Below are 1,499 nucleotides of genomic sequence, written 5' to 3'. Positions count from 1 at the left end.
TTGAGTGAGCAGTTGACTACTGAGGTCAATGCGGCCTTAAAACCCCTTAAACAAAAGCCATTTCCCTGACCAGAAAGCCTTTATTGAAGCCCTCAAAGGGTGTCTTTCAGAGGCAGTTTTCTGTGACGTTGGTTCCTTAATTTGCCAAACCGCTGACCTCGGTAGACGGTACTTTGAGGAAAAATTGGGTTGGGTGTCGGACTATCAGGAGGCCCTCGAACCCTTCAACCAGATGCTTTTCTTAGTGCGCACCCTCCAATACCAGCTTAAGCATCAAGGGTTTAACCAACACTCGAAAACAGACTTTATCAAACAAACAGCTGATTTAACCTTATCGAAACGATTAGAGGACTTTTTGGCCAAGTTAATTGCCTATATTGACCATGAAACCACAGCATTGCCTCCTAATCAGCCCCTACTTGCCTCTTCTGATCTCATCGAGTCTGTGTTTGGTAAATATAAACTGTTTTCCCAAAGGTCATCCCTGAAGCATATGGGGCATTTACTCTTGACACTGCCTCTGCTCACCACCCAGTTGACCTCTGAACTTGTTAAAACTGCCATGGAAACAGTTTCCTTCTGTGATGTCCAACATTGGTATCGACAGCACTTTGGAGAATCTCCCTTGGCCAAGCGTCGGGCTATTTTTCAGACTACAAAAATTGACATATAAACTGCATGAACTTTTATCGGCATAAGGGATTCAAACTCAACAGCCTAGGCAGTGCCTACTAATGCGATCGCCAGCTACTGTTATCTATCTTTGGCACTGCCCACCCTACATCAATATTCTATTGTGATTAATTCGGGCGGTGGGCAGTGCCTACTAATGCTATCTCCAGCTGCTCTTATCTATCTTTGGCACTGCCCACCCTAGATCTGGGTTTTAGTGAGTTAGTTAGTAGGGTGGGCAGTGCCTACTAATGCGATCGCCAGCTACTGTTATCTATCTTTGGCACTGCCCACCCTACATCAATATTCTATTGTGATTAATTCGGGCGGTGGGCAGTGCCTACTAATGCTATCCCCAGCTGCTCTTATCTATCTTTGGCACTGCCCACCCTACATCTTAATGGGGTTAGGTAGATTTTTTAGGGAGCTATTGCATACATTCAATAGTAAAGGCAAAGATTGCTCGGATTGATTCTGTAGTTAGTGTTGGATAGCTCTCCAATATCTGTAACTCTGTCCAACCAGCAGCAAACAAGCCTAAAATAAACTCAACGGATAAACGAGTGCCTTTAACCACTGGCTTACCTAATAAAATGTTGGGATTTGAATGAATGTATTCTCTCCAATTCATGATGATTACTTTTTTGATTAGATTTATGGTTAATCTAGTTTATAGCATTTATCCAAAAATCAGCTTAGGTGCGCTTGACCTTGGCGAATTAAATTCGCCACGGGTCGCACCTGTCGTAAAGGATTTCATTAAGCTCCTTAACTTGATTGCTAGCAATATCTGCTTCGGCTCTGGCAATAAGGGTGTCTAGCTTTCC

Annotated in this window: 2 protein-coding genes; one reads left to right on the top strand and one right to left on the bottom strand. The window is 43.5% G+C overall.

Translation table 11 applies throughout. The features are described 5' to 3' along the window. The first annotated feature begins 193 nt into the window (after positions 1 to 193). Positions 194 to 673, top strand: a complete 480-nt coding sequence (locus LYNGBM3L_RS06520; RefSeq protein ID WP_008183798.1) for a hypothetical protein — start codon at positions 194 to 196, stop codon at positions 671 to 673. A gap of 426 nt (positions 674 to 1,099) precedes the next feature. On the opposite strand, the gene LYNGBM3L_RS06515 is transcribed toward LYNGBM3L_RS06520, so the two are convergent. After that, the gene (locus tag LYNGBM3L_RS06515) at positions 1,100 to 1,303 is read right to left on the bottom strand and encodes a DUF433 domain-containing protein (RefSeq protein ID WP_008180552.1); all 204 of its coding nucleotides are present in this window, start codon (positions 1,301 to 1,303) and stop codon (positions 1,100 to 1,102) included. Positions 1,304 to 1,499: the final 196 nt, after the last annotated feature.

This window comes from Moorena producens 3L (assembly GCF_000211815.1).
Classification (GTDB): domain Bacteria; phylum Cyanobacteriota; class Cyanobacteriia; order Cyanobacteriales; family Coleofasciculaceae; genus Moorena; species Moorena producens.
This window is presented reverse-complemented; position numbering and strand designations above follow the sequence as displayed.

What these genes read in the sequence shown, in the direction of transcription:
- LYNGBM3L_RS06515 (WP_008180552.1), bottom strand. Translation starts at nt 1,303, where the DNA reads ATGAATTGGAGAGAATACATTCATTCAAATCCCAACATTTTATTAGGT.